We start from the raw sequence: 664 nt of genomic DNA, 5'->3' as shown, positions 1-664 counted from the left end.
CCTGGTCGACAGCGCGCCAGAGATAGTGGTGTTTGCCCTTGATGGTGAGCACGACTTCGTCGAGATGCCATTTGTCGCCGCGCTGCGGCTGACGCCGGCGCAGTTCGTTGGCATATCGCTGACCGAATTTCAACGTCCATTGGCGGATCGTCTCATACGTCACGAAAATGCCGCGACTGGCCATCAGTTCCTCAATGTCGCGAAAACTCAGCGAAAATCGGAAGTACAGCCATACGACGTGGCTGATGACGTGGTGTGGGAAGCGAAAGCCGAGGTAAAGTTGCGTGGGTGTCATGCCAGCAGTTTACAAAAACCGCCGCGCGCCGCCAAGTTGACAGTACCAAATTTATAGGTTAACGGAGATTTTAGATGAACGCAAAGTCAGAAAGAAAAATACAAACTGCATTACTTGGTGCTGTTGAAAGCAGCAAGGCAGGCGAGTACCTGTTGATGGGAAACTGGAACTATCAGCCGGTCGAACCAGAAAATATTACATGTTGCATTGTTGCAGTAGACGCGACACAGACGGAGTTGAAGTGAGCCTCTTGCAAAACTAGCGGAACGGATGAAAATTGCTTGGCAGCGCAAGCGAAAAGGTGGGAGTGGGCGCCCATTTCTGGCATGATTTAGTTCTAACGCTTAATCAAAACGCCCACACCATGAA

At 50.9% G+C, this 664-nt stretch carries 2 protein-coding genes; one reads left to right on the top strand and one right to left on the bottom strand.

The window, feature by feature from the left end; translation table 11 throughout:
• Positions 1-295, bottom strand: a 295-nt coding sequence (locus F1735_RS34025; RefSeq protein WP_167241461.1) for a DDE-type integrase/transposase/recombinase, incomplete at its 3' end; no start/stop codon positions are given.
• Between the two features lie 74 nt (positions 296-369).
• On the opposite strand from F1735_RS34025, the gene F1735_RS34020 reads away from it, so the two are divergent.
• Positions 370-540 (top strand): hypothetical protein, encoded by a 171-nt coding sequence (locus tag F1735_RS34020; protein ID WP_167241459.1) that lies wholly within the window; start codon positions 370-372, stop codon positions 538-540.
• Positions 541-664 lie beyond the last annotated feature (124 nt).

It is taken from the genome of Massilia genomosp. 1 (assembly GCF_011682185.1).
In the GTDB taxonomy this organism is placed as follows: domain Bacteria; phylum Pseudomonadota; class Gammaproteobacteria; order Burkholderiales; family Burkholderiaceae_D; genus Telluria_A; species Telluria_A rubra.
Note: the sequence above shows the minus strand (reverse complement) of the source record. Positions and strands in the feature narration are given on the sequence as shown.